This window comes from Hydrogenophaga sp., from assembly GCF_019264445.1.
Lineage (GTDB): Bacteria > Pseudomonadota > Gammaproteobacteria > Burkholderiales > Burkholderiaceae_C > Hydrogenophaga.
The window spans coordinates 149,675-174,961 of record NZ_JAHVAB010000058.1; the positions used below are offsets into that span (position 1 = coordinate 149,675).

27 protein-coding genes and 1 pseudogene are annotated in these 25,287 nt (G+C 66.0%); 11 read left to right on the top strand and 17 right to left on the bottom strand.

Annotation, left to right across the window (positions count from 1 at the left end; genetic code table 11):
• Window positions 1-19: 19 nt before the first annotated feature.
• The 6 genes from KXJ60_RS11630 to KXJ60_RS11655 all read left to right on the top strand — a co-directional run bounded on the left by KXJ60_RS11630 (window position 20) and on the right by KXJ60_RS11655 (window position 4,922).
• The gene (locus KXJ60_RS11630; RefSeq protein ID WP_291127403.1) at window positions 20-211 is read left to right on the top strand and encodes a DUF2065 domain-containing protein; all 192 of its coding nucleotides are present in this window, start codon (window positions 20-22) and stop codon (window positions 209-211) included.
• A gap of 110 nt (window positions 212-321) precedes the next feature.
• Window positions 322-1,521 carry an ATP phosphoribosyltransferase regulatory subunit gene (locus KXJ60_RS11635; RefSeq protein ID WP_291127406.1) on the top strand — a complete coding sequence of 400 codons (1,200 nt, stop codon included), beginning with the start codon at window positions 322-324 and terminating at the stop codon, window positions 1,519-1,521.
• Window positions 1,518-2,903 carry an adenylosuccinate synthase gene (locus KXJ60_RS11640; RefSeq protein WP_291127409.1) on the top strand — a complete coding sequence of 462 codons (1,386 nt, stop codon included), beginning with the start codon at window positions 1,518-1,520 and terminating at the stop codon, window positions 2,901-2,903. Before KXJ60_RS11635 ends, KXJ60_RS11640 begins: the two co-directional genes overlap by 4 nt.
• A gap of 66 nt (window positions 2,904-2,969) precedes the next feature.
• On the top strand, window positions 2,970-3,494 hold the full coding sequence (locus KXJ60_RS11645) for a phosphoribosyltransferase (protein ID WP_291127412.1): 525 nt from the start codon (window positions 2,970-2,972) through the stop codon (window positions 3,492-3,494).
• 5 nt (window positions 3,495-3,499) lie between these two features.
• Entirely contained in the window at window positions 3,500-4,693 is a 1,194-nt protein-coding gene (locus tag KXJ60_RS11650; protein ID WP_291127415.1) for a PLP-dependent transferase, read from the top strand.
• 34 nt (window positions 4,694-4,727) lie between these two features.
• Window positions 4,728-4,922: a hypothetical protein gene (locus KXJ60_RS11655; protein ID WP_291127418.1), complete on the top strand. Its 195-nt coding sequence runs from the start codon at window positions 4,728-4,730 to the stop codon at window positions 4,920-4,922.
• Between the two features lie 40 nt (window positions 4,923-4,962).
• Here the strand turns inward: KXJ60_RS11655 and mnmH are convergent, their stop codons facing one another.
• Together mnmH and KXJ60_RS11665 are read right to left on the bottom strand one after the other, a co-directional pair.
• Window positions 4,963-6,042, bottom strand: coding sequence for a tRNA 2-selenouridine(34) synthase MnmH (gene mnmH / locus KXJ60_RS11660; RefSeq protein WP_291127420.1), 1,080 nt, complete (start codon window positions 6,040-6,042; stop codon window positions 4,963-4,965).
• 6 nt (window positions 6,043-6,048) lie between these two features.
• Entirely contained in the window at window positions 6,049-6,723 is a 675-nt protein-coding gene (locus tag KXJ60_RS11665; protein ID WP_291127423.1) for an arylesterase, read from the bottom strand.
• On the opposite strand from KXJ60_RS11665, the gene KXJ60_RS11670 reads away from it, so the two are divergent.
• The gene (locus KXJ60_RS11670; RefSeq protein ID WP_291127425.1) at window positions 6,722-7,402 is read left to right on the top strand and encodes an ABC transporter ATP-binding protein; all 681 of its coding nucleotides are present in this window, start codon (window positions 6,722-6,724) and stop codon (window positions 7,400-7,402) included. The genes KXJ60_RS11665 and KXJ60_RS11670 overlap by 2 nt on opposite strands.
• A 6-nt stretch (window positions 7,403-7,408) precedes the next feature.
• On the opposite strand, the gene KXJ60_RS11675 is transcribed toward KXJ60_RS11670, so the two are convergent.
• From KXJ60_RS11675 to KXJ60_RS11685, 3 genes are read right to left on the bottom strand one after another with little or no spacing between them, the layout of a single operon-like run.
• Window positions 7,409-7,834, bottom strand: a complete 426-nt coding sequence (locus KXJ60_RS11675; protein WP_291127428.1) for a thioredoxin family protein — start codon at window positions 7,832-7,834, stop codon at window positions 7,409-7,411.
• On the bottom strand, window positions 7,740-9,077 hold the full coding sequence (locus tag KXJ60_RS11680) for a cytochrome c (protein WP_291127432.1): 1,338 nt from the start codon (window positions 9,075-9,077) through the stop codon (window positions 7,740-7,742). The genes KXJ60_RS11675 and KXJ60_RS11680 overlap by 95 nt, the downstream gene beginning before the upstream one ends.
• Window positions 9,074-9,751 carry a c-type cytochrome gene (locus tag KXJ60_RS11685; protein ID WP_291127434.1) on the bottom strand — a complete coding sequence of 226 codons (678 nt, stop codon included), beginning with the start codon at window positions 9,749-9,751 and terminating at the stop codon, window positions 9,074-9,076. The genes KXJ60_RS11680 and KXJ60_RS11685 overlap by 4 nt, the downstream gene beginning before the upstream one ends.
• Before the next feature lie 267 nt (window positions 9,752-10,018).
• Here KXJ60_RS11685 and KXJ60_RS11690 point away from each other — a divergent pair, with 267 nt between their 5' ends.
• Both KXJ60_RS11690 and rlmB read left to right on the top strand, forming a co-directional pair.
• The gene (locus KXJ60_RS11690; RefSeq protein WP_291127437.1) at window positions 10,019-11,443 is read left to right on the top strand and encodes a PLP-dependent aminotransferase family protein; all 1,425 of its coding nucleotides are present in this window, start codon (window positions 10,019-10,021) and stop codon (window positions 11,441-11,443) included.
• A gap of 26 nt (window positions 11,444-11,469) precedes the next feature.
• Complete coding sequence (rlmB, locus tag KXJ60_RS11695; RefSeq protein ID WP_291113339.1) at window positions 11,470-12,213, top strand: 23S rRNA (guanosine(2251)-2'-O)-methyltransferase RlmB; 744 nt, start codon at window positions 11,470-11,472, stop codon at window positions 12,211-12,213.
• Here rlmB and KXJ60_RS11700 read toward each other — a convergent pair.
• From KXJ60_RS11700 to KXJ60_RS11715, 4 genes are all read right to left on the bottom strand, one after another.
• Entirely contained in the window at window positions 12,201-12,575 is a 375-nt protein-coding gene (locus KXJ60_RS11700) for a hypothetical protein (protein WP_291127440.1), read from the bottom strand. The genes rlmB and KXJ60_RS11700 overlap by 13 nt on opposite strands.
• 127 nt (window positions 12,576-12,702) lie before the next feature.
• Window positions 12,703-13,092, bottom strand: coding sequence for a prepilin-type N-terminal cleavage/methylation domain-containing protein (locus tag KXJ60_RS11705; RefSeq protein ID WP_291127443.1), 390 nt, complete (start codon window positions 13,090-13,092; stop codon window positions 12,703-12,705).
• 5 nt (window positions 13,093-13,097) lie between these two features.
• Entirely contained in the window at window positions 13,098-13,562 is a 465-nt protein-coding gene (locus tag KXJ60_RS11710) for a type II secretion system protein (RefSeq protein ID WP_291127446.1), read from the bottom strand.
• A gap of 11 nt (window positions 13,563-13,573) precedes the next feature.
• Complete coding sequence (locus KXJ60_RS11715; protein WP_291127449.1) at window positions 13,574-15,049, bottom strand: cohesin domain-containing protein; 1,476 nt, start codon at window positions 15,047-15,049, stop codon at window positions 13,574-13,576.
• Between the two features lie 193 nt (window positions 15,050-15,242).
• On the opposite strand from KXJ60_RS11715, the gene KXJ60_RS11720 reads away from it, so the two are divergent.
• On the top strand, window positions 15,243-15,791 hold the full coding sequence (locus tag KXJ60_RS11720; protein ID WP_291127452.1) for a nuclear transport factor 2 family protein: 549 nt from the start codon (window positions 15,243-15,245) through the stop codon (window positions 15,789-15,791).
• Between the two features lie 4 nt (window positions 15,792-15,795).
• On the opposite strand, the gene KXJ60_RS11725 is transcribed toward KXJ60_RS11720, so the two are convergent.
• The 8 genes and pseudogenes from KXJ60_RS11725 to KXJ60_RS11760 form a co-directional block, all read right to left on the bottom strand.
• The gene (locus tag KXJ60_RS11725; RefSeq protein ID WP_291127455.1) at window positions 15,796-16,389 is read right to left on the bottom strand and encodes a chromate transporter; all 594 of its coding nucleotides are present in this window, start codon (window positions 16,387-16,389) and stop codon (window positions 15,796-15,798) included.
• Window positions 16,390-16,391: 2 nt separating this feature from the next.
• On the bottom strand, window positions 16,392-17,021 hold the full coding sequence (locus tag KXJ60_RS11730; protein ID WP_291127458.1) for a chromate transporter: 630 nt from the start codon (window positions 17,019-17,021) through the stop codon (window positions 16,392-16,394).
• A gap of 15 nt (window positions 17,022-17,036) precedes the next feature.
• Window positions 17,037-17,489, bottom strand: a pseudogene (locus tag KXJ60_RS11735) (GNAT family N-acetyltransferase); the annotation flags it as partial.
• A gap of 72 nt (window positions 17,490-17,561) precedes the next feature.
• Window positions 17,562-17,948, bottom strand: coding sequence for a response regulator (locus KXJ60_RS11740; RefSeq protein ID WP_291127462.1), 387 nt, complete (start codon window positions 17,946-17,948; stop codon window positions 17,562-17,564).
• Window positions 17,949-17,957: 9 nt separating this feature from the next.
• Window positions 17,958-19,580: an ATP-binding protein gene (locus KXJ60_RS11745; protein ID WP_291127465.1), complete on the bottom strand. Its 1,623-nt coding sequence runs from the start codon at window positions 19,578-19,580 to the stop codon at window positions 17,958-17,960.
• A 149-nt stretch (window positions 19,581-19,729) separates the two neighbouring features.
• The gene (gene fabG / locus KXJ60_RS11750) at window positions 19,730-20,473 is read right to left on the bottom strand and encodes a 3-oxoacyl-ACP reductase FabG (protein ID WP_291127468.1); all 744 of its coding nucleotides are present in this window, start codon (window positions 20,471-20,473) and stop codon (window positions 19,730-19,732) included.
• 3 nt (window positions 20,474-20,476) lie between these two features.
• Window positions 20,477-22,630 carry a 3-hydroxyacyl-CoA dehydrogenase NAD-binding domain-containing protein gene (locus KXJ60_RS11755; RefSeq protein WP_291127471.1) on the bottom strand — a complete coding sequence of 718 codons (2,154 nt, stop codon included), beginning with the start codon at window positions 22,628-22,630 and terminating at the stop codon, window positions 20,477-20,479.
• A 167-nt stretch (window positions 22,631-22,797) separates the two neighbouring features.
• Window positions 22,798-24,003: an acetyl-CoA C-acetyltransferase gene (locus KXJ60_RS11760; protein ID WP_291127474.1), complete on the bottom strand. Its 1,206-nt coding sequence runs from the start codon at window positions 24,001-24,003 to the stop codon at window positions 22,798-22,800.
• Between the two features lie 103 nt (window positions 24,004-24,106).
• Between KXJ60_RS11760 and KXJ60_RS11765 the strand changes: the two genes are divergently transcribed.
• Window positions 24,107-25,270 carry an acyl-CoA dehydrogenase family protein gene (locus KXJ60_RS11765; protein WP_291127477.1) on the top strand — a complete coding sequence of 388 codons (1,164 nt, stop codon included), beginning with the start codon at window positions 24,107-24,109 and terminating at the stop codon, window positions 25,268-25,270.
• The last annotated feature ends 17 nt before the right edge of the window (window positions 25,271-25,287 follow it).

Sequence of the window (25,287 nt, forward strand, 5' to 3'; positions counted from 1 at the left end):
CATGCGCAGGCGCTGACCCATGGAGCTGTCTGAGGTGATCTGGCCGGCGCTGGCGCTGGTGATGGTCTTCGAAGGTGTGTTGCCGCTCGTGGCGCCCAGGCTCTGGCGCCGCGTGTTCACCGACATGCTCACTTTGCGCGATGGTCAGTTGCGCTTCTTCGGCTTGATCTGCCTGGGCAGCGGCGTGCTGCTCTGGTGGTCGTTGGGCTGACCGGGTCTTTCCCCATTTCGGCCGCCGTCTTCGGCGCGGGGTCGCGCTTGCGCGGACCGCGCGCGAGGGACCGGTAAAATCGCGTTTTTAACAGCTCCCCTGAAATATCCATGTCTGCCTGGGTCCTCCCGGATCACATAGCCGATGTCCTGCCTTCCGAGGCCCGGCACATCGAAGAACTTCGCAGGGGGGTGCTGGACACGGCCCGTGGCTACGGCTACGAGCTCGTGATGCCACCGCTGCTGGAGCACCTTGAATCCTTGCTCACCGGCACGGGCGAAGCCCTCGGGCTGCAGACCTTCAAACTGGTGGATCAGCTTTCCGGACGCACCCTGGGTTTGCGTGCCGACAGCACACCCCAGGTGGCCCGCATCGATGCCCATTTGCTCAACCGCCAGGGCGTGGCGCGTCTGAGCTACTGCGGACCCGTCGTGCACACCCGCATTGATCGCCCGCTGGCGAGCCGCGAGCCGTTGCAGTTTGGTGCCGAGATCTACGGCCACGCAGGCCAGGAGGCCGACCTGGAAGTGATCGAACTGGCGCAGGCCTGTCTTCGCAGCGCCGGGGTGCGTGGCTTGCAGCTGGACATGGCTGACGTGCGAGTGATCGATGCGGTGCTTGCGCCGGTCTCACTCAGCTCTGCGCAGGAGGCCCGAATCCACGCCGCGCTCAACGCCAAGGATGTTGCTGAGCTGGAAGTGCTCGCCCGCGATTTGCCTGCGGCGGTTCGACACGATCTGTGCGCTCTCCCCAACCTGTTTGGCGGAACGGCCGTGCTTGACGAGGCGCAACGCGTCCTGCAGCCGTCGCCAGCCCTGCATGCCGCGCTAGATGGCCTGCGCTGGCTGGCCTCCCACGCGCAGGGGCAGGGCATGGCGGTGTCGATCGACCTGGCCGACCTGCGTGGTTATGCGTACTACACCGGCATGCGCTTCGCCTTGTTTGCACTCGGCACAGAAGGCGGGTCGGGGCAGGCGCTCGAACTCGCGCGCGGTGGCCGCTACGACGAGGTGGGCGCCGTGTTCGGCCGCAACCGCCCCGCCGTCGGCTTCAGTCTGGACCTGAAGGAACTCGTGGCCGCTGTGGCTCCCCGCCCCCTGGTCGCTGCGATTCGTGCGCCCTGGGGCATGGACGCCAGCTTGCGGCAGGCCATTGCCGAGTTGCGTGCACAGGGCCATACCGTGGTGTGCGCCTTGCCGGGCCACGAGCACCATGTCGACGAATTTCACTGCGACCGCGAACTCGTGCCCGATGCGGCACGCCGCGGCGCCTGGACAGTACAACCTCTTCAAACGGAAATCAGCCAATGACAAACAGCAGCAGCGCCGTGACCCCCGGACGCAACGTGGTGGTGGTGGGCACCCAGTGGGGTGACGAAGGCAAGGGCAAGCTGGTGGACTGGCTGACCGAAACCGCCACCGGGGTGGTGCGCTTCCAGGGTGGCCACAACGCCGGCCACACGCTGGTCATCAACGGTGTGAAGACGGCTTTGCACCTCATCCCCAGTGGCATCATGCGCGCCGGCGTGAAGTGCTACATCGGCAATGGTGTGGTGCTTTCTGTGGGCAAGCTGTTTGAGGAAATCGCAGGCCTGGAGAAGGCGGGAGTCGAAGTGCGTTCGCGCCTGCGCGTGAGCGAGGGCTGCCCGCTGATCCTTCCCTTTCATGCCGCGATCGACATCGCCCGCGAAGCCGCGAAGGTCAAGGCGGGTACCGAGAAGATTGGTACCACCGGCCGTGGCATCGGCCCTGCCTACGAAGACAAGATCGCACGCCGTGCATTGCGCGTGCAAGACCTGAAGTACCCCGAGCGCTTCGCTGCCAAGCTGCGCGAGCTGCTCGATCTGCACAACCACCTGCTCACCACGTGGCTGCACTCTGCCGACATAGCCTGGGACGACAAGATCGCGCCCTACATGAAGGATGGCGCGATTCAGTTCGACGCCGTGTATGCCGAAGCCATGCAGCAGGCGGAACTGCTCAAGCCCATGATTGCCGACGTGTCGCGCGAGCTCAACGAAGGCCACAAGGCGGGCAATCTGCTGTTTGAGGGCGCCCAGGGCACGCTGCTCGACATTGATCACGGCACCTACCCGTTCGTCACGTCCAGCAATTGCGTGGCGGGCAATGCGGCCGCGGGCTCCGGTGTGGGCCCGGGCCTGCTGCACTATGTGCTGGGCATCACCAAGGCCTATTGCACGCGCGTGGGCGGTGGGCCTTTCCCCACCGAGCTGGAGTGGGAAAAGGAAGGCACGCCCGGCTGGCACATGGCCACCGTGGGCGCAGAAAAGGGTGTGACCACGGGACGCAGCCGCCGATGTGGCTGGTTCGATGCGGCGCTGCTCAAGCGGTCGGCGCAGGTCAACGGCCTCTCCGGGCTCTGCATCACCAAGCTGGATGTGCTCGATGGCCTGAAGGAGCTCCTGCTGTGCACGGGCTATGAACTGGATGGTCAGACCGTTGACATCCTGCCCATGGGCGCCGAAGACATCGCGCGCTGCAAGCCGATCTACGAAACCTTGCCGGGCTGGAGCGACTCCTCCGTGGGCGTCACGCGCTACGAAGACCTGCCGGTGAATGCGCAGCGTTACCTCACGCGCATTGCGGAAACCACCGGCGTGCCGATCCACATCGTCTCCACCAGCCCCGACCGCGACCACACCATCTTGTTGCACCACCCTTTCCATGGGTGAAAACCACGGGGGCGGTGCGCCGCCCTTCGTGCAGAATCCTGATCGACATTCCCACCCGGAGCCCGCATGCTGACCGAAGACGGCAAACACCTCTACGTCTCCTACGACGAGTACCACAACCTGATCGAAAAGCTTGCGCTCAAGGTCTACCAGTCGGGATGGGAGTTCGACACCATCCTGTGTCTGGCGCGCGGCGGCATGCGTCCCGGCGACATCCTTTCGCGCATTTTTGACAAGCCCCTGGCGATCATGTCCACGAGCTCCTACCGTGCAGCAGCCGGTACCGAGCAGGGCAACCTGGACATCGCTCGCTACATCACCACCCCCAAGGGTGAGATCGCTGGCAAGGTGCTCCTGGTGGACGACCTGGCCGATTCCGGGCACACGCTCAAGGCCGTGATCGACCTGCTCAAGAACAACTACAAGCCCATCACCGAGATGCGCAGCGCCGTCATCTGGACCAAGCAGCTCTCCACGTTCACGCCCGACTATTCGGTGGAATTCCTGCCCACAAACCCCTGGATTCATCAGCCCTTCGAAGGCTATGACAGCATGCGCCCGGCGCAACTTCTTGAAAAGTGGAAGCTCTGAACTGAATGAACGACGACCTGACCACCCGGCTGATCCACCACCCCTACAAGCCCCCTGAGGGCTTTGAGGCCATGGCACCGGGTGTGCACAAGGCGTCCACGGTTTTCTTCCCCAACGTCGAGGCGCTGCGCACCTACGACTGGAAAGACAAGAGCGGCTACACCTACGGGCTGCACGGCACGCCCACCACCTTCACACTCGAAGAACGCTTGGCCACGCTCGAAGGCGGCACGCATTGCATGCTGGCGCCCAGCGGCCTGGCGGTCATGACGCTGGTGGACATGGCGCTGCTGCGCACCGGTGACGAAATGCTGGTGCCCGACAACGCCTATGGCCCGGGCAAGGTGTTTGCCGAGGCCGAGCTGGCCGCCTGGGGCATCACGCACCGCAGCTACGACCCCATGGACCCGGCCGATCTCGCCTGCAAGATCGGCCCGCAGACGCGCCTTGTGTGGCTCGAAGCCGCAGGCTCGATCACGCTGGAGTACCCGGATATCCCGGCACTGGTGGCGCAGGTCCGCCAGGCCAATGCCGCGCGTGCGGGCGGACGTCCCATCGTTACCGCGCTGGACAACACCTGGGGCGCAGGCATCGCGTTTCAGCCGTTCGACCTGGGCGTGGATGTGTCCATCCAGGCATTGACCAAGTACCCCAGCGGTGGCGCCGATGTGTTGATGGGCTCGGTGATCACGCGCGACCCCGAGCTGCACCGGCAGATCCTGCTGACCCGCATGCGCCTGGGCATTGGCGTGGGTGCCAACGACGCCGAGCTGGTGCTGCGTGGATTGCCGAGCATGGCCCTGCGTTACCACGCGCAGGACGCCAGCACCCGTGAACTGGCCGCCTGGATGCAGCAACAGCCCGGCGTTGCGCAGGTGCTGCATCCCGCCCTGCCGGATTCACCCGGCCATGCCGCCTGGAAACGCGATGCCACGGCTGCCGCTTGCCTGTTCAGTGCGATATTCGATGCGTCCATTGCCCAGGCCCGTGTGGACGCGTTCTGTGACAGCCTTCGCCTTTTCCGACTCGGCTGGAGCTGGGCGGGCCCGATCAGCCTGTGCGCACCCTACAAGCTGTCGTCGATCCGCCCCCATGGCTGGTCGGGCGCTGGCGCTCTGGTACGCTTTGCCATCGGCCTGGAGTCCGTGGAAGACCTGCGCGCCGACCTGGCGCAGGCCCTGCGCGCCTTGCATGCCTGATCCCATCCTCTCATCACCGACCTGAAAGACTCCCTTGGCCACTCCCAATTACGGATACGAAAAGCGCCAGCGCGAGCTCGCCAAGAAGAAAAAGAAAGAGGACAAGCTCAAAGCCAAAGCCGCCGGGCGCCAGCACACCGATGGCGATGCACCCGATGCACAGGAAGAGGGCTCGCCCGACGTACCGGGTGGCGACGCACCCGCCGGTGGCGACAGCGCGGCAGACTGAGCCGCCCAGCCCGGCACCTCAACGCCGTGAGGCGATCCCCTCAGGTGGCGGGTGCCAGCGCCGTCTCGTGGGCCAGCAAGGCCTGCGCAGCGTTCGCCAGCGAGGCCGGCGAACGGTCTGAAAGCACCAGCGGCTGCGCTTGCGCAAACTGCGTGAAATTGCGCGAAATCGACTGGGCATACATCGGGTCGTAGTGCCCGGTCAGCAGCTCCAGTACGACCTCCGGCGTTCTGCCTTCACGCACCCTGTCGGTCCAGCTCGCCACCACGGCTTTGCCGCGGAGCTCGGTCAGTGCCCCCAGGCGTTCGCAAAAGGCTTCGGGGTCTTTGACAAAGAAGTCGTAGTCTTCCAGCAGCAGCGCCACGCGCTCGTGGTCGTTCAGCTGCAAGTCCACGCAGGGGCTGGCGCGCATGGCGTCGATCAGCGCCTCGGGCACGCGCACATTGCCGACCTTCTTGCTTTCGCTTTCGACGTACACCACCCGCGCCGGGTCAAAGTGCCGCAGCGCGTCCCACACGAGGGAGTCGAAACGTTTCTGGCTGGGCTGCGCGACGCCCGGGATATGACCCAACACCGAACTGCGGTGGTTGGCCAGGGCTTCCAGATCGAGCACCTGCGCGCCCTGGGCTGCGAGCGCATGCAGCAGGCGTGTTTTACCGCTGCCGGTCGGGCCGCACACCACACGGTACGACAAGCCCTGTGCCAGGGCGGGCAGGGCTTCCAGCAGCGCCGCGCGTGAGCTCTTGTAGCCACCCTCGATCAACGTGACCTGAAAGCCGATGGCACCCAGGATCGTGGCCAGCGCGCCGCTGCGGTTGCCCCCGCGCCAGCAGTACAGCAGGGGCTTCCATCCCTTGGGCTTGTCGATCACCTCGCGCTCAATGTGGGCCGCGATGTTGCGCGCAGAGAGCGCTGCGCCGCGCTTCTTGGCCTCAAAGGGATTGACCTGCTTGTACATCGTGCCGATGTCGATGCGCTGCTGGTTGTTCAGCGTGGGCCAGTTCACGGCCCCGGGCAGGTGGTCGAGGGCGTACTCGTCTTCGGTGCGCGCATCAATGAGCGTGTCGAAGTCGTGGAGACGGGCAAGCGCCTCGGTGGCGTTGAGGGTGCGGACAGGCATGTCCGATTATCGAGCCGCGAGCAACTTGCGCAGCTCGGGCCAGACGTTGGCGAGCATGGTGGGCTGCGCCGTCTCGTTGGGGTGAATGCGGTCGGCCTGAAAGAGGGCAGTGGGGTCCTTGGTGTCGGCCACGTCTTTGAGAAAGAAGGGCACAAGGGCGGTCTTCTCGGCCTTGGCAACGGTGGTGAACACGTCGCGGAACTCCTGTGCGTACTTCGCGCCGTAGTTGGGCGGCATTTCCATGCCCAGCAGCAAGACCTTGGCGCCGGCATCGCGTGCCATGCGCGTCATGGCGGCGAGGTTGTCGCGCGTCATGTTGAGGGGCAGTCCGCGCAGCGCGTCGTTGCCGCCGAGCTCGATGACCACCAGCGCTGGCTGGTGTTGCTTGAGCAGCGCCGCGATCCGTGAGCGCCCGCCCGAGGTGGTGTCGCCGCTGATGCTGGCATTCACCACGCGGGCGCGAACTTTTTCGCGCTTCAGACGCTCATCCAGAAGGGCGACCCAGCCGGTGCCGCGCTTGAGTCCGTATTCGGCGCTGAGGGAATCGCCCACCACCAGGATGACGGGGTCGGCGGGTGTCTGAGCAAGGGTGAAGCCTGAAGACCCTGCAGCGGCGAGTGCGCACAGCGCAATGGCCAGCGCGTTAAAGTGACGGCGTTTCAACTTGAGAAGTCCTTCCATGTCCGATGTGATGATTGCGGTCCAGCATGTGTTCAAGTCCGTGACCGACTCCACCGGCTCCCTGACGATTCTGCGCGATATCGATTTTTCCTTGAAGAAGGGCGAAACCGCGGCCATCGTTGGCGCATCCGGCTCGGGCAAGAGCACGCTGCTGTCCATCGTTGCGGGGTTGGACACGCCCACCAGCGGCACAGTTCACATCGATGGCGTCGATTTGTTCGCCATGAACGAAGACGAACGCGCCGCGCTGCGTTCACAGAAGGTGGGCTTTGTGTTTCAGAGCTTTCAGCTGCTGGGCAACCTCACGGCGCTGGAGAACGTGATGCTGCCGCTGGAGCTTGCAGGCCGGCGCGATGCGCGCGCCACCGCCACGCAGATGTTGCAGCGCGTGGGGCTGGGTGAGCGGCTTTCCAGCTACCCCAAGGTGCTCTCAGGCGGGGAGCAGCAGCGCGTGGCGCTGGCCCGCGCCTTTGTGGTGCAGCCCGCCGTGCTGCTGGCCGACGAGCCCACCGGCAGCCTGGACTTTGCCACCGGCGGCAAGATCATGGAGCTGATGTTCGAGCTCAACCGCGAGCAAGGGACCACGCTCGTGCTGGTGACGCACGACCGAGGCATTGCCCAGCGCTGTGAGCGTCGCATCACGATCGAGGCGGGGCAGGTCGCGGCCGAGCCCGCCTGAGCGCACTCAAGCGGCGGTGCGCAGCCGCTGCCACAACGCCAGCGCTTCTGCGTCGACTCCAGTGGCGCTGTTCGTCTGGTGGCTGAGGGTTTCGATCAGGCGCGTCAGCAGGTCGAGCTTGGGCAGCACCGGCCCATGGAAGAGCACCTGATCGCCGCGGCCCACCAGCAGCGTGGGCAGGGTGTCCACGTCCAGGTCACCGAGCAGCTCGGCCTCGTCTTCAATGTCCAGCCAGCGCCACCGCACGTGCGGCAGCGTGCGGGCGATGTCGTCCATCACCGGATGCCATTCCCTGCAGGTGCCGCACCATTGGGCACACAGGCAGATCACGTGCAACTCAGCGCCCAAGCGGCCCCCTGAGTTGCTGAACGTCCAGGGCGCTGACCGGGGGGGCCTGGTTGCCCCATTGCGTGCGCACGAAGGTGAGCACATCGGCCAGCTCGCTGTCGCTGAGTTGCAGCACGAAAGGCGGCATGCCGAAAGGCCTGGGATGGCCTTCGGTGGCGGGTGCAAAGCCACCGTTCAGCACGATCTGCACCAGGTTCGCAGGCGAGGCCATGGTGACGGTTCGGTTGCCCGCCAGGGCGGGATACGCCAGTGCGCCGTTGCTCATCACCCCTTCACCTTGTTGGCCATGGCACTGCGCGCAGTGCTGCTCGTATTGCCGGGCACCTGCCGTGATGGCGCGGGTGTCGGGAGCAGGGGGTTTTTGCGTGCGGGATGGCGCGGGCACGGGCAACTGCTTCAGATAGGTGGCCATGGCCGTGAGGTCCTGGGGGGTCCAGTGCTGCGTGCTGTGTTGCACCACCTCGGCCATGGGGCCGGACACGATGGCGTCTCTGGCGCGGCCGTCTTTGAACAGCGCCACGATGTCTTCGACAGACCAGGTTTGAAGACCCGCCTCGGCAGGGTCGAGCAGCGACGGTGCGTACCAGCGCTGCATGGGAATCAGGCCACCGGACAGGCCCAGCATGTCGCCCTGGCCGCCCAGGGCGTTGCGCGGCACATGGCAGGCACTGCAATGGCCCAGGCCGTTGACAAGGTAGGCGCCGCGCAGCATCTCGGGTGCGCGCGCCGCCGAGGTCGGCGGGGCTTCGGGTCCGGCCGAGAAGTAGAGCGTGCGCCAGGCCTTGAGCGCCAGCTGGGTGTTGTAGGGCCAGCTCACGTCGTGCGCGGGCACGGCCTCCTCAGCCGGGGGGAGGGTTCGGAAATAGGCGTAAAGCGCGTCGCTGTCCTCGCGGGTGATCCATGTCGTGTTGTTGTACGGGAAGGCCGGGTTGAGCCATCGGCCGTCGGGGCCCTGGCCGTGGTGCATGGCGCGCCAGAAATCATCGGCGCTCCATTGGCCCAGACCACTGTCACCAGGCGTGAGGTTGCTGCCATACACGGTGCCAAACGGCGTGGACAAGGCGTATCCGCCGGCAAATGGCGCGCCGCCGCGAGCGGTGTGACAGGCCTGGCAATTGCCCAGCACCGAGAGATAGCGCCCGCGCTCGATGGTGTGGGGGTCGCGCAGGTCGACGGCCTGCTCGGCGGGTGCCACCGCGATGGGCTGGGCTGGCCAGCCCCGCCAGGCCAGCACCATCACACCGGTCAGCAGCGTCGCCCCGGCCATGAGCTTCACCAGGCGCGCCCAACGGATTGAATGTGACCGCGAGGTGGCAGCGGCGCTCATGGTCGGCCTCCTGCCCGGGGTGGCTGCGCGCTGCCGCAAGACAGGGGCAGCGGCGTTGCGCTGGGCGCCACCGCATGTGTGTTGGCCGGCAGGCGCTGTGTGGACAGCCACGCGCTCACGGCAGAAATGTCCTGGATGTCCAGGCGCTGGGCGATGTCGGCCATGCAGTCGGGCGCGTGCGCCTTGCGTTGGCCGGTGCGCCAGGCGCCGAGCTGGGCGTTGATGTAGTCGCGCGGCAGGCCGAGCAGACCCGGCGTGGCGGGCTGGACACCCGTGAGCGCTGCGCCGTGGCAGGCCGCGCAGGCCGGCAGGCGACGCGCTGTGTCGCCGCGCAGGGCCAGCTGTTCACCGCGTTGCAGGTCCTGAGGCGTGGCGTCCACCCGGGCCGGCGCGGGGTAGGGCACGTCCATGGCGGCGAAGTGTTCTGCGATCTCCAGCAGGTAGGCGTCGCTCAGCGGGTCCACCATCTGCGTCATGAGGCGGTAGGTGCGGCGGCCATCGCGAAAGTGCAGCAGCTGGTTGTACAGGTAGCCGGCTGGTTTGCCGGCCAGGCGCGGGTAGTAACCATCGGGCGCGGCGCGGCCCTGCACGCCGTGGCAGGCGGTGCAGGCCAGCATGCGCTGGGCCATCGTGTCTTCGAAGCGGGGTGCCTGAGCGGCGGCGGGCCAGGCCATGAACATGACCGCGAGCCACAGCAGGGCAGACCATCGGTGGCGTGGTGTCGAATGGGGAAAAAGGGTCTTCAAGGCAAGGCGCATGGGAGGTGGGAGCCGGGTGGCTGCGGTTCGGTTCCGGCCCTGGGGTGTCGGGTCAGAACGCCTGGAGGGATCTTGGCGCCGATCCATCTGAGCAGCAAGATTCAGTTTTATTGAAAATACACCAGATCAGATGCACAAGACGCACGCTCAACATTCATCCACCAGCCACAAGACGCCCTGTCCATGAGCAGCGAACGCCTCCACCGCTATCAACAACTGGCCGAAGACATCGCCGACGGCATTCGCGCCGGTGTGTTGCGCCCTGGCGACCGGCTGCCCTCGGTGCGCGAGACGTGCGCACAGCGTGCGGTGAGCCCTTCCACGGTGTTTCAGGCTTACGGACAACTGGAGCTCCAGGGCCTGGTGGAGGCGCGCGCGCGTTCGGGTTTCTTTGTGCGCGCCACGCGCCGACCCAGGCGCGCTGCCTTGCAGGCGGCGCAGCCCGCGTCGGCGGCCACGCCGGTGGCGATCAGCGACCTGGTGTTCGATCTGCTGGGCTCCACGCGCGACGCCGACGTGGTGCCCCTGGGCTCGGCTTTTGCGGCGCCGCACCTGTTTCCCTTTGACGCATTGGCGCGCAGCGGGGCGCGCGCCATGCGAAGGCTGCCGCCGCACCGGATCACCGGCGCCCTGACGGCCGGGGACGAAGGCCTGCGGCAGGCGCTGGCTCGCCGCTACGCCCTGCACGGCGTGCCACTGGCCGCGGGCGAACTCGTCATCACCAACGGTGCCATGGAGGCGCTCAACCTGTGTTTGCAGGCGGTCACGAAACCCGGCGACGTGGTGGTGGTGGAGTCGCCCACGTTTTATGCCGCGCTGCAGGCGCTGGAGCGCTTGCACCTCAAGGCGGTCGAGGTGGCCACCGATCCGCACGAAGGTGTGGACCTCGACGCCCTGGCCCGCTTGCTGGACCGCCAGCGCGTGGCCGCCTGCTGGTTCATGCCCAACTTTCAGAACCCGCTGGGAGCGCTCATGCCGCCGGCCCGCAAGCAGGCGCTGGTGGAGCTGCTGGCGCGCCACCAGGTGCCGCTGATTGAGGACGATGTGTATGGCGAGCTGCATGCCGGCGCGCGCCGCCCACCGCCTGCCAAAGCGTTTGACCGCGAAGGCGGGGTGTTGCATTGCTCGTCGTTTTCCAAGTGCCTGGCACCCGGCTACCGCGTGGGCTGGGCGGCCGCAGGCCGCTACGTCGGTACGGTGGAGCGCCTGAAGATGTCGAGCTCGCTGGCCACGGCCATCGCGCCGCAGCTCGCGCTGGCGGACTACCTGGCCCAAGGTGGTTTTGACCGCCATTTGCGCCGCCTTCGCGAGGCCCTGGCCACCCAGCAGCAGCACGCACAGCGCCTGGTGGCGCGGCACTTTCCGGCCGGCACCCGCGTCACGCGGCCGTTGGGCGGGTACTTTGTGTGGCTGGAGCTGCCGCCTGGCGTGGACGCGCTTGCGCTGCACCACCGAGCGCGGGCGCACCGCATCAGCACCGCGCCGGGCGTGCTGTTTTCGGCCGACCGGCGCTTCACGCACCACCTGCGCCTCAACGTGGGGCACCCCGGCGATCCGCGTTTCGAAGCTGCGCTGCGCCTGCTCGGCGAGCTCGCTCATGCCGCGTGAAGACGGCCTGCGTCGATAATCGCCGCATGTCATCCCCCAAAGTGCTGTTCGGCTTTCACGCCGTGGGCGTGCGCCTGAAAACCGCGCCGCAATCGATCATCGAGATCTACTACGAGCCCACGCGGCGCGACGCGCGCATGCGCCAGTTTCTGGACAAGGCCCGCGAAGCCAACGCCCGGCTGATCGAAGCCGACGGCCTGCGCATCGCCAAGCTCGCCGGCAGCCATGGTCACCAGGGCGTGGCCGCGCGCGTGGAGGCGGTGGCGCAGGTGCGCTCGCTCGACGACCTGCTGGAGCAGCTCGAACCCACCGGCATCCCGCCGTTGTTGCTGGTGCTCGACGGCATCACCGATCCCCACAACCTGGGCGCCTGCCTGCGCGTGGCCGATGGCGCGGGCGCGCACGCGGTGATCGCCCCCAAGGACCACGCTGCCGGCATCAACGCCACCGTGGCCAAGGTGGCCAGCGGCGCGGCCGAGACCATGCCGTATTTCATGGTGACCAACCTGGCGCGCACGCTGGGCGAGCTCAAGGAGCGCAACATCTGGGTCATCGGCACCAGCGACGACGCCCCCAAGACGCTGTACCAGGTGGATCTCAAGGGCCCGGTCGCGCTCGTGCTGGGCGCCGAAGGCGCGGGCATGCGCCAGCTCACGCGCAAGACCTGCGACGAACTCGTGAGCATTCCCATGGCCGGCGCGGTGGAAAGCCTGAACGTGTCCGTGGCCAGCGGTGTGTGCCTGTACGAGGCGCTGCGTCAGCGCAGCTGAGGCATCGGCGCATCGCGGCGCTGGATATCCCTCGGTGCCGCCGACGGCGCCATGAGCGTCGTGCGTTTGCCAAACACCCAGGCCTGGTAACTGTTGGCCTGCTCAAAGTGCGCCCACCGAGATTCGAACCCGGTGCGTTTGATGGGAGTGCCCTTGGCCAGGCTGTAGATGCCCACAATGCCACCTTGCCCGTCGCGAACCAGCCCCCAGGTGTCTCGTCCAGTCAGCGGGTCGATGGGTACGCGCCGAAGGTGGCGCTTCAAGCCAGGCACCCGGTTGTCTTTGAGGAGATCGTCGAGTTCTTTGGGTGGGGCGGCATGGTCGAGCAGCGCTTGTTGCAAACCGTTGCCGATGGTCAGCAAGTGCCGCTCAGCGTCTCTGCGCGACTCCGTCGCACCGATCTGAACAGCCGCGCTGCTGGCAGCGCCCGTCACGGCAACCGCCAGCAACAGCAGCAGGTAGGCGTACCCGCCCTGACGGCGTCGCGAATCACCAGTTTGCATACATCGTGCCGTCCATCGCGGTATCCGGCGATCCACTGTGCAGGTCGTAGACCGTGCCTTCCAGGCCTTCCGGAGGAGGCAGAAACGTCCAGGTATCGGCGGACCCAGTGAGCGGGTCAACAGGGAGCGCGCGCAGGTATCGTTTGTCGACCAGCTCTTGCAAGGATTCCGGAAAACGTCCGTGGTCAGCCTGAAAGTGATCCAGCACCTGTCGCGTGGTGCGCAGGTTGTCGCGCAAAACTGCTTCCTGCGCGACGTCGACCCTTTGAAAGTAACGCGGTGCCACGAGCAACAGGAGCGTCGACACGATGGCCAGCACCACAAGCAGCTCAATGAGCGTGAATCCGCAAGGCTCACGTGGGTCGGCGTCTCGCATGCTGCTCACCATTGGCGCAGCAGAGCGCCATTGAGTCCGCGCAGCGAGGAGCGTGAGTACACATCGTAGACGTCGCTGCCCTCTTGAGGGTCGTCTGCTTCGCTCGCGTAAGCGCGTTTCCCCCATGTTGTGGCTGCGTCGTCGCTCGAATCGCCGTGAAATGGATCGCGTGGCAGTCGGCGCAGAAATCGGAGCATGTTCCGCTGGGGGTCACGCTGGTCTTCCACCCCGTCCACCAGCACGTCCAGCGTCGGTGGGTAACCGCTTGCGCCAACGTCTTTGCGCACGCGCCCTTCGTCGGTCGCGCGTTTGTAGTTGTCGATGGCGGTTCGGATGTCGCGCAGTGCAGCACGCAACTCTTGCTCTTTATGGCGTTGCACCTGAATCTGTGCAACAGGCACCACCAGCGTGGCCAGCACGGCCAAGATGGCCAGGGTGACCATCAGCTCGATCAAGGTGAATCCGCGCATGGTGGCCGCACTCAGGGATTGACCCGAACGCTCAGAGGCGCGGGCAATGTGTTGGCAAGGGCTGCCCCATCGACCCCCGTGGTCGCGGCGTTCAGCAATTCCAGTCTGGCCGTGCGGCCGGGGGCGCTGTTGGCACGCAGGCGCACGACAGCGAGCACGCCGCTGCCGGTGCTCCCGCGTTCTCCAGCGCGCTTGGCACTCATGAAAACTTGTCCTGCTGGGTCTACGCGACTGGTGAAGGTCGTGTCCGCGCCATCGGACTTCAAGTAGCTTCCTTCCACCACGGAAATGACGCTCAGCGCACGGGCATCAAAGCCCATCGTGACCGGCGCTGCCCCCACAGGTGCTTCGGACTGCAGGCCAACCATCACGTCGAATTCATCGCCCACGCGGATGTCGGTGGGCGCTTTCAAAGAGAACGTGGCGCCTGTAGCCACGGGCGATGCCACCGCAGGTTTCTCGGGCAAAGGTGCAATGCTCGAGGGTTGCGAGTTACCCGCTCCATTCGTTGGCGCTTGTTGCGTTTGTGTTGATTTGTCAGCAGCGTTTGGCGAGGGGTTGTTGGGCGCTGGGCCAGTCAGGGCGCCCAAGCGGTTCTCGGTGCCCGACTCGAAATCGATGATGTCTGCGCTGGGGCGCCGCACGTTGCGCAGAATTCGTGGGGTGATCGAGAGCACGATCTCCGTCTTGCTTGCGTCATCGCTTTGACTGCCAAAAAGACGCCCCACCACAGGAGCTTCGCCCAGGCCGGGCACCTTGTACGCGCTCCTTCGGTCTTCGTCGTTGATCAGTCCCGCGAGCACTTGGTTTTCGCCGTCCCTCAAGCGCAACACCGTTTGAGCGTTGCGTGTGCCGATCTGAAAAGCCACAGACCCCTGCTTGGTCTGCACCTGGCTGATGATGTTGCTCACCTCCAAAGCCACCTTGATCGCAACCTCTCCATCGAGATAAATGGTCGGCTCCACTTCCAGTTTCAGGCCGACATCGACGTAGTTGATCGATTCGGCGACGAATCCCGTCGCTGTGGATGTGGCCGTGATGTTGGGGACGCGTTCACCAATCAGGATCTTGGCTTTCTCCCGGTTGCGCGTGCGGATGCGCGGGTTGGCCAGGATGTTGGCATCGGTGTCGGTCTTTTTCGCATTGATGGTGAGTGCGCCGATGCCCGCACCAGTGGTGGTGCTGCGCAGGTCTGCCAGCGTCAAGGGGGAGCCGCTGGTGCGGGGCAGGGGCGTCAGGCTCAACTGATCTGGCCAGCGCACCCCGAGGTCCAGAAGTCGCGTGCGTTTGACCTCCACGATCTCGACTTCCAGCATCACCTCGGGTTCCGGCATGTCTTGCAGGGAAATCAGCCGGTCGACGACGGCGATGGCTTGCGGAGTGTCGCGAACGATGAGCAAGTTCAGCTTCTCGTCCACGACCACGTCCGTGGTCTTGAGCAAGGTCTTCAAGCTCGCCGCGACCAGCTTCGCCTCGGCGTTGCTCAAGTAGAAGCTTCTGATGCTCAGGGGCTGGTAGAGCCCGGCGCGGCCATTGGCAGTCGCGTGCTGCGCCTGCGCGTGCCCGGCGGCAGCACCGACGCTCTGGCTACCCCGGCCAACACCCTGACCATCGTCGCCCCTCAATAGCGTGGCCTGCCATTCACCCTGTCACACGTTTTTCAGTTTTTTGGAGGAGCACATGAAGCACCCACAGCGTTCGCACAACCGCATGAGCACCGTCACGCTCAGCATCAGCGGCACCAGCCGCAGCTACACCCTGAGCCAAGACGCCAGCGGCAAGCACCCATGCGTTAACCTCTGCTCGCCCTCAGACAACCTCGAAGGAGACCCCATGCCCATCGATACCCTCAGCACCTGGCACGAGCTCGTCAAGACCCGCAACGTCAAAGGCCTGCGCGATCTGCTGGCCGAAGACGTGGTGTTTCATTCACCGGTGGTGCACACGCCGCAGACGGGCAGGGCGGTGACCACGCAATACCTGGCGGCGGCGTTTCAGGTGTTCTTCAACGAATCGTTCCAGTATGTGCGCGAGCTGGTGGGGCCGCGTGACGCCGTGCTGGAGTTCCAGGTGGAGATCGATGGCATCACGGTGAATGGCGTTGACATGGTCCGCTGGAACGACGACGGCCGCATTGTCGATTTCAAGGTGATGGTGCGCCCGCTGAAGGCGATCAACCTCATTCACCAGAAGATGGGCGCCATGCTGCAGGCGCACCAGCAGCAGTAGCGCTTCAGACCAGGCCGAGCGCGCCGAGCAGTGCGCCGGCGCCGATCATCCACAGCAGGTGGAGCTTGGTGCGCCACACCAGCAGCGTGGCGCACACCGTCACCATCCACAGCGGCCAGTCGCGCGCGGGGTGGTCGTGCGAACCGGTAAGCAGCCAGCCGGTGGCGATCAGCAGTGCGATCACGATGGGGGCCATGCCGGTCTTGAAGGCGCGCACTGCGCGCAGTTCCCGGTTCTGGTGTGCCCAGCGTGTGGCGGAGTACGTGAGCACCGAGGACGGCAGCAGGATCGCGACCATGGTGACCAGCACACCGAGGAACGCCAGCGCCCAGGCCGACCAGCCCGCCGCCGGGCCACCCCCCGCATTCAGGCCCACGTTCCATCCCAGCACGGCCACAAACAACACGTTGGGGCCAGGCGCGGCCTGAGAAAGGGCGATGGACGAGGTGAACTGCGCGTCGCTCAGCCAGCCGTTCTGGTAGACGAGGTAGCGGTGCATGTCGGGTGCGGTGGTGATGGCACCGCCCACCGCCAGCAGCGAGAGCGAGGCGAAGTGGGTGAAGAGGTCGAGCCAGTTGGCGGCGTTGGGCACCATCATGATCAGGCCTCGCCCTTCTTCTGGCGGTCCGCGTCGACGTCGCTGAGCACGCGGTAGGCCCACAGGCAGGCACACCCGCCAATGCTGAGAAGCACCCACAGCAGTGGCCAGCGCAGCAGTGCGATGGCGATGAACGTGAGCAGGGCCAGGCCCAAGCACACGCCCATGCCCATGGCGTTTTTGTCGAGCGCTGAAATCAGCTTGATGCCGGTGGCGGTCACCAGCCCGGCCGCCACGGCGCCCATGCCGCGCAAGGCGTTTTGGGCCACCGCGCTGTCGGCCACGCTGCCGTACAGCGCGGCGAGCAGCAGCACCAGCACCATGGGGGCGCTCAGCATGCCAGCCAGTGCGGCCAGGGCACCCGGCAGACCGAAGTAGCGGCCACCGATCATCATGGCGAGGTTGACCACATTGGGCCCCGGCATGATCTGCGCGACGGCCCAGTCTTCGACGAACTGCTCGCGCGTCATCCAGCGCTTTTTCTCGACCAGCTCCCGCTGCACCACCGCCAGCACACCGCCAAAGCCCTGAAGGGCCAGCCAGGTGAAGGAGACGAAGAGGTCGGTTTTGGACTGGGGGGCTTCCAGATGGGGCAGCTCGGCTGCGTCGGGCGGTGTGTGGGCGGGCGGCATGCCGGAATTATCGGCTTACAGCGTCAGCTCCCATGTCTCGCCCACCAGGTGCTGCCCATAGCTGTGGTGGGCTTCGCTGTGCACGAGTGCGAAGCCGCGCCGGGCGTAGATGGCGCGCGCAGCGGACAGGATGCTGTTGGTCCAGAGCACCATCTTGCGGTAGCCCTTGGCGCGGGCGAAGGCCAGGCATTCGTCGGTGAGTCGCCCGCCCAGGCCCAGCCCACGTGCGGCGGGGCTGAGGATGAGCAGGCGCAACTGGGCCTCGGTGGCACTTTTGCGCACCACAAACACCGAGCCCACGCGTTCGCCGTTCAGCTCGGCGATCCAGCCGCGCTCCCAGGCCGGGTCGTGCTGGCGAATCATTCCCGCAACGATTTCTGCCACCAGGGCTTCGAACTCGCTGTTCCAGCCGTACTCGCGGGCATAGATCTCGCCATGCTGCTGCACCACCCAGCCCATGTCGCCCGGGCGCACGCCGCGCAGCTGAACGGGGTCAAGTGCCTCGCGGCCGTCGGGGGTATGACTCATGGCTGCCACGCATCAGGTCGCGTCCAGCATGTCCCGGACGCGCTCTCGCGTCAGCGGCTTGGTCACGAAGCCTTGAATCAAGGGCATGTCGCTCGCTCGCAGCCTGTCTTGCGGTGCGTCCGAGGAGGTGAGCATCATCACGAGCATGGACGGCTTGTGCTGCAGCACGGGCTGTGCGAGCCGGGCGAACTCGAAGCCGTCCATTTGCGGCATGTTGATGTCGAGAAACAGGCAGGTGGGGGTCTCCAGCTCATCGGAGCGCACGAAGTCGAGGGCGTCCTGGGCGCGTTCGAACACCAGCACGTCGCCCGTGAAGCCGGCGCGGCGGATCATGATCTCGTGATAGACGTTGTCGGCCTCGTTGTCGTCGACCAGGATGAAGCGTTGCGGAGCGAACATGGCCGGGCCTCAGGAGGGCGTGCCGTGCGGCACAGGCAGGTGCAGGGTGAAGCGGCTGCCTTCGCCGGGCACCGAGTGCACCGAGAGGTGGCCACCGTGCAGGGCCGCAATCCGGCGGCAGATGGAGAGCCCCAGGCCGGAGCCATCGTGTGTCTTTCGGGTGTGCAGCCGTTTGAACATGTCGAAGATGCTGGCCTGGTGCTCGGGTGAAATGCCGATGCCGTTGTCTTCCACGTGAATCTGGTCAAAACCGTTCTGCCGCGTGGCGCTCACCCGCACCGCAGGAGCCACCTGCGGCTGCGCAAACTTGATGGCATTGGCGATGAGGTTTTGCAGCGCGATGCGCAGCAGGGCTTCGTCGGCTTGCACGGTGGGCATGGGCTCCAGCTCGATCCGGGCCTGTGCCTGCGTGAGGGCGGCGGTGAGGTCGTCGCGCACCTGTTCGGCCAGCGCGGCCATGTCCACCGGGCCGCTGGCGAGCGCGTGGCGCTCCAGGCGCACGTAGCGCAGCAGGCTGTCCAGCAGGCTTGCCATGCGCAGACCCCCAGCGCGCACAAAGCCCAGGTAGCGCCGTGCGGGTGGAGGCATGTCCTGGGCGTGGTCGGCCTCCAGCAGCGAGGTGAAGTTGTTGATGGAGTTGATCGGCTCGCGCAGGTCGTGCGACATGATGTGGATGAAACGCTCCTGCTCCAGCGTCTTTTTCTCCAGCTGAACGATGGTCTCACCCAGCAGCCGCTCCTTGTTCTTGAGCTCCTGGATGTCACGCCCGCGCATGACCACCCCGACGACCTCGTTGCCCGCACCGCGCACCGGCAGCAGGGCCACCTCCATGTGGCGCGTCCCGGCGACCTTGAACTGGGACTGGCGCTGGTAGATCACGGTCTCGCCGGCCATGGCGCGGGCCATCTGCGCCTCGACCATGTTGTGGTACGTGGCATCGCCCAGGCGCTCTTTCACGGTCAGGCCGATGACCTCTTCGCGCGTGCAGCCGATGTAGTTCAGGTAGGTCTGGTTGACGTGCCGGTACACGCCGTCTGCATCGATATAGGCCTGCAGGTCCAGGCCTGCGGCGGCCATGGCGGTGAGTTCTTCGTGTTCCTGTCTGGCTGCGTGGGCGGTGCGCGCGGCTTCGACCTGGCGCGCTTTCTCGTGTTCGAGCAGCGTGGCCACCAGGGCAGAGAGGCGGCTCAGGGCGTCGAGCTGCACCGAATGCAGCTGGCGCGCCATCTGGTCGACCACGCAGACCGTGCCCAGCGCAAAGCCATCGCCCGTGACGATGGGGGCGCCTGCGTAAAAGCGCACGTTGGTGGGTCCGGTGACGAGCGGATGGTCCTGGAAGCGGGCGTCCTGCACCATGTTCTCCACCACCATGACCTTGTCCTGGTCGAGGATGGCGTGTGAGCAGAAGGCGAGTTCGCGCGCCGTCTCGGTCACGTCCACCCCGATGCGGGACTTGAACCATTGCCTGTCGCGGTCGATGAGGGTGATCAACGCCACGGGGGTGCCGCAGATCACCTGGGCCAGTGCCGAGATATCGTCAAAGGCCTTCTGGGGCAGGGTGTCGAGCACGCACAGGCCACGCAGCCGGGCCAGGCGTTGTTCCTCGTTGGGCGGAAGGGGAGCTGTCTGCATGCGGGCCGTGGCGGGACGAAGCGAGGGAGTCCATGATTGCACAGCCGCGCCCGCGCCGGGGGGTGCCGGGCGCACCTTTGCGCGTGAATGGGCAGTACAGCACGCGATTCCGTCACGCTGGCGCCCGTCGGGCCGGTTGGCCCGTCGCTTCAAACCGACATGCCGCCCGAGACTTCGATGACGGCGCCGTTGATGTAGCTGGCCTCGTCGCTGGCCAGGAAGGCATAGACATTGGCGATTTCCTCGGGCCTGCCCAGGCGGTGCAGCGGCACGCGTTGCTCCATTTCGGCGATGACCTTGGCCGGGATCGTGTCCAGGATCGGGGTCGCGATGAAGCCCGGTGCCACGGCATTCACGCGCACGCCCTTGGGACCCAGTTCGCGGCTCCAGGTTTTGGTGAAGCCGATCACACCGAATTTGCTGGCCGCGTAGTTGGTCTGCCCGAAGTTGCCGTAAATGCCCACGACCGACGAGGCGTTGAGGATCACGCCGCTGCCTTGCGCGGTCATGGTGTCGACCACGGCCTGTGCGCAATGGAAGACGCCGCGCAGGTTGACATCGATCACGCGGTCAAACTGCTCCAGCGTCATCTTCTGCAAGCGTGCGTCCTGCGTGATGCCGGCGTTGTTCACCAGCACATCGATGCGGCCACAGCGCGCCTTCACCTGGGCGACCACGGCATCCACCATGTCGCGCTGGGTCACGTCCATCACGAAGCCCAAGGCCGTGGCGCCCAGGGCCTCGCACTGCTGCACGGCGCTGTCCACCGCATCCTGACGGATGTCGCAGACGATCACGGTGGCGCCTTCCTGCGCAAACTTGATGGCGGTGGCCAGGCCAATGCCTTGCGCGCCGCCGGTGATGAGGCTGATTTTTCCCTGCAGTCGTCTCATGGTTCAGTAGGTGGGTTGGTGCTGGCGGATGGCGGCTTTGGCGGCGTCATCGAGCACGAAGCCGGCGCCGAAGCGCTCGGCCAGCTCGGCGCAGCGCTGCTCGAAAGCCTCGATGCCCATGCCGTAGATGAACTGCAGCGTGCCACCCGTCCACGCGGGGAAGCCAATGCCGAAGATGGAACCGATGTTGCCGTCGTGCACGGTGGTGAGCACGCCTTCGGCCAGGCAGCGCGCGCTCTCCACCGACTGGCGAAACAGCAGGCGGTCTTTCAGGTCCTGCAGGTCCCATGGGGCGTCGGCTTTTTCAAACCGGTTCTTGAGCTCGGGCCACAGCTGTTTCTTCTGCCCGGCGGGGTAGTCGTAGAAGCCGCCACCGGCTGCGCGGCCCGGGCGCTTGAATTCCTTCACCATGCGCTCGACCAGCAGCTCGCCGCGGGTGGGCTGGTAGCGACGGCCTTCGCGCTCGAAATCCGCACGGGTCTGGTCCATGACATGCACCGAGAGCGAGAGCGCGGTCTCGTCGAGCACCGCGAGAGGCCCCACCGGCATGCCGGCTTGCATGGCGGCGTTTTCGATCACGGGAGCGGGAATGCCTTCGTCCAGCATGGCCGCGCCTTCCATCACGAAGGTGCCGAAGGTGCGGCTGGTGAAGAAGCCGCGCGAGTCGTTCACCACGATGGGCAGCTTGCCCAGCGCCTGCACGTAGTCGAACGCGCGGGCCACGGTCTCGTCGTCGGTCTCCTTGCCGCGGATGATCTCCACCAGCTTCATCTTGTCGACCGGGCTGAAGAAGTGGATGCCCACGAAACGCTGCGGCCGGCTGCTGGCCTGGGCCAGGCCGGAGATGGGCAGGGTGGACGTGTTGCTGGCAAAGAACCCTCCGGTGGCCAGCATGGGCTCGGCTTCCTTGGTCACTGCGGCCTTGACGTCGCGGTTCTCGAACACCGCTTCAATGATGAGCTCGCAGCCCTTGAGGTCGCGGGTGTGGTCGGTGGGCAGGATGTTGTCGAGCAGCGCACGCTGGTCGTAGGGGCTCATGCGGCCCTTGTCCACGCGCGCCTGCGTGAGCTTGAAGCTGTACGACTTGCCGCGCTCGGCGGTCTCGATGCTCACGTCTTCCAGCACGGTCTGAATGCCCTTGCCCGCCTGCACATAGGCAATGCCGGCGCCCATCATGCCGGCGCCCAGAATGCCGACCCTCTTGGGCTTGTAGCGGGAAATGCCGGCCGGGCGCGACTGGCCGCTCTTGATCGCGTTCAGGTTGAAGAAGAACGTGTTGATCATGTTCTTCGCCACGGGGCTCACGATCAGCCGGGCCAGGTAGCGGCTCTCGATGCGCAGCGCGGTGTCGAAGTCGACCATCGCGCCTTCGGCCATGGCCGCCAGCGCGGCTTCGGGGGCCGGGTAGAGCCCGCGCGTTTTCTGCTTGAGCATGGCCGGCGCCACGGTGAGCATGCCGGCGATCTTCGGGTTGGCGGGCGTGCCGCCGGGAATCTTGTGGTCTTTGCTGTCCCAGGGCTGGCGCGACTGCGGGTGCGCGGCAATCCAGGCCAGCGCGGCCGCGCGCAGGGCAGCCGCCACATCGCCTTCGGGCGACACCAGCTCGTGCACCAGGCCGAGGTCGAGCGCTTCGCGCGGGTTGAACAGCTTGGCTTCCAGGATGTAGGGCTGCGCGCCCATCAGGCCGAGCAGGCGCGTCATCTTGGTGATGCCGCTGGCGCCGGGGATCAGGCCCAGCGTGATCTCGGGCAGGCCCAGCTGGATACGGGGGTTGTCCACGGCGATGCGGTGGTGGCCCACCAGCGCCACCTCCCAGCCACCGCCCAGCGCGGCGCCGTTGATGCAGCTCACCACCGGCACGCCCAGCGTTTCGAGCGTGCGGAAATTCTTCTTGGTCTGCTCGATTTCGGCGAACACGCGTGGCGCGTCGCTGGGCTGCAGCCGCATGGTGCCCTTGAGGTCGGCGCCTGCAAAGAAGGTGCTCTTGGCCGAAGCGAGCACGATGCCCTTGATGTCGGCGCAGTCGCGCATGACCTGGGCCGTGACCTCGGTGAGGTCGCTCTGCCAGTCGGCGCACATGGTGTTGACGGGCGAGCCTTCCTCGTCAAAGGTGATGGTGGCGATGCCGTCGGCAAGTTCGTAGCGGATGGTTTTCATACAGATCGATGGTCTGAAATCACCGTTCGCCCTGAGCCTGTCGAAGGGCTTGCGCGGTGCATCGCATGAGGGCTTCGACAGGCTCAGCCCGAACGGGGGGAGGTCTTCCGATCGTCCTGAGCTTGTCGAAGGGCAGGCTCAGCCGGAACGGCGATTGGTGCTGTTTGCTAAATGCGTTCAACGATCGTGGCAATGCCCATGCCGCCGCCCACACAGAGCGTCGCCAGGCCATAGCGCAGCTGGCGGCGGTGCAGTTCGTCCACCAGCGTGCCCAGGATCATGGCGCCCGTGGCGCCCAGCGGGTGACCCATGGCGATGGCGCCACCGTTCACGTTCACCTTCTCGTGAGGCACGCCCATCTCCTTCATGAACTTCATGGGCACGGCGGCAAACGCTTCGTTCACCTCGAACAGGTCGATCTGGTCGATGGTGAGGCCCGCCTTGGCCAGCGCCTTGCGCGCCGCCGGCATCGGGCCGGTGAGCATGATGGTGGGGTCTGCGCCCGAGAGCGCCACGGCGACGATGCGCGCGCGCGGCGTGAGGCCGTGCGTTTTGCCCGCGCCTTCGCTCCCGATCAGCACCGCAGTGGCGCCGTCGACAATGCCCGACGAATTGCCCGCATGGTGCACATGGTGGATGCGCTCGACCTGCGGATAGCGCTGCAGCGCCACGGCGTCAAAGCCCATGCCGCCGAGGTGCTCGAACGCCGGTTTGAGCGAGGCCAGGCCTTCCAGGGTGGTGTGCGGCTTGATGAACTCGTCTTCCTCCAGGATGGTCTGGCCGAGGAAGTCGGTGACGGGCACGACCGAGCCTTTGAAGTAGCCCGCTGCGCGAGCCGCCGCTGCGCGCTTTTGCGATTCGAGCGCGAAGGCGTCCACGTCGTCGCGCGTGAAGCCTTCGAGCGTGGCGATCAGGTCGGCGCCAATGCCTTGCGGCACGAACAGCGTGTCGCTGTTGGTTTGCGGATCTTGTGCCCAGGCGCCGCCGTCTGAACCGATGGGCACGCGGCTCATGCTCTCGACGCCGCCGGCCACCACCAGCTCTTCCCAGCCGCTTTTCACCTTCATGGCGGCCATGTTCACCGCCTCCAGGCCCGAGGCGCAGAAGCGGTTGAGCTGCACGCCCGAGCAGCGCCAGTCCCATCCCGCCTTGAGGGCGGCCACCTTGGCAATCACCGAGCCCTGTTCGCCGATGGGAGAGACCACGCCCATCACCACGTCGTCCACGGCGGCGGTGTCGAAGCCGTTGCGCTGCTGCAGCTGGCTGAGCACACCGGCGAGCAGGTCGATGGGTTTGACCTCGTGCAGGCTGCCGTCTTTCTTGCCTTTGCCGCGCGGCGTGCGCACGGCATCGAATACGAATGCTTCGCTCATGGTGTCTCCTGGGGGGCGGGCGGATGCCGCGAATCAGTATAGACTTTTGCCAAGCATTTGCTTTGTCAAATTCCCTGCCCCCAGTCTGATAGGTGACACCGCCATGATCGAACGCACCCTGTTCAATGCCGACCACGAGGCTTTTCGCGACAGCTTCCGCAAGTTCGTCGAGAAGGAAATTGCCCCCCACCACGAGGCCTGGGAAGAGCAGGGCTACGTGGACCGCGCGGTGTGGCGCAAGGCTGGTGAAAACGGCTTTCTGTGCATGACCCTGCCCGAGGCCTATGGGGGCTCGGAGGCCGACAAGCTGTACTCGGTGGTGCAGATGGAAGAGATCGCGCGCACCGGCTTCACCGGCATCGGCTTCGGGCTGCACAGCGAGATCGTGGCGCCGTACATCCTTCACTACGGCACCGAGGCTCAGAAGCAGAAGTACCTGCCCCAGCTGGCCAGCGGCGAGATGGTGGGGGCCATTGCCATGAGCGAACCCGCCGCCGGCAGCGACCTGCAGGGCGTGAAGAGCACGGCGATCCAGCAGCCGGACGGCAGCTACCTGCTCAATGGCAGCAAGACCTTCATCACCAACGGCTGGCATGCCGACCTGGTGATCGTGGTGGCCAAGACCGACCCGAGCGCCGGCGCCAAAGGCACCAGCCTGCTGCTGGTCGAGCGCGGCATGCCGGGCTTCGAGAAAGGCAAGCGGCTCAAGAAGCTGGGCATGAAGGCACAGGACACCTCCGAGCTGTTTTTCGACAACGTCAAGGTGCCTGCCGAGAACCTGCTGGGCGGGCCGGCCATGCAGGGGCGCGGCTTCATCTGCCTGATGGAGCAACTGCCCTGGGAGCGTTTGCAGATCGCCATTGGCGCGGTGGCGGCGGCGCAGGCGGCCATCGACTGGACGGTGGCCTACACCAAAGAGCGCAAGGTGTTCGGCCAGGCCGTGGCGCAGTACCAGAACACGCGCTACAAGCTGGCCGAGCTGCAGACCGAGGTGCAGGTGGCGCGCGTGTTTGTGGACAAGTGCTGCGAGCTCATCGCCCAGGAGCAGCTCGATACCGCCACGGCCAGCATGGCCAAGTACTGGTGCTCCGACCTGCAGTGCAAGGTGATGGACGAGTGCCTGCAGCTCTTCGGCGGCTACGGCTACATGTGGGAGTACCCCATCACCCGTGCCTACGCCGATGCCCGCGTGCAGCGCATTTACGGCGGCACGAACGAAATCATGAAAGAGGTGATCTCGCGGGGCATGGGGCTGGGCGGGCGCTGAGCGCCCGCCCCGGGCGG